Source organism: Tsukamurella conjunctivitidis, from assembly GCF_007858475.1.
Taxonomy (GTDB): Bacteria; Actinomycetota; Actinomycetes; order Mycobacteriales; family Mycobacteriaceae; genus Tsukamurella; species Tsukamurella conjunctivitidis.
In genome coordinates this window covers 1-600 of record NZ_VIGX01000182.1, presented here as the reverse complement: position 1 = coordinate 600, position 600 = coordinate 1, and the positions used below count along the sequence as shown (strand labels likewise).

General features: G+C 31.0%; 1 protein-coding gene. It reads left to right on the top strand.

Annotated features, from left to right (window positions below):
• Positions 1-600: IS110 family transposase (locus FK530_RS27610; protein ID WP_205124264.1), on the top strand; the 600-nt coding region annotated here is incomplete at both ends.

The window sequence follows — 600 nt, the reverse complement described above, 5'->3', positions numbered from 1 at the left end:
ATGGAAGCAACAGGAAAATACCATTTACCAATTCTTTATGAATTAAAAAAACAAGGATACTTTGTAGCAGTAATCAATCCATTAAAAATGAAACAGTTCTGCCGAGTGTTAAACTTCAGAAAAGCAAAAAATGATAATATAGATGCCACACAAATAGCAGAATATGGGTTGATGTATTGGAAAGAATTACAAGAACACAAAGTAGATACAGAAAATTTTAGAACTCTAAAAGAATTAAACAGATCTTATCAGCATTACATGGACCTAAGAATCAATCAAATGAACTTCATAGACCAAACAATCAGTCAAACATTTCCAGGAATAAAAAAATTAATATCTCATGGATCTAAAGACTTCTCAAAAGACAAACTATTAGATTTCTTAGAAACATGGTGGCACAAAGACCTAGTTTTAGAAAAAACAGAAGAAAAATTCATAGAAGACTTTAAGAACTGGGCAAAAGAAAAGAGATACCATCCTAATGCTGATAAAGCTAAATCCATTTACAAGCTTGCAGAGGAAAGTATCTCAACTCAACCTTCCAATAGCTCATACATAAAGATGAACCTACAAGAAGGGATAGAATTGATCAAACATATA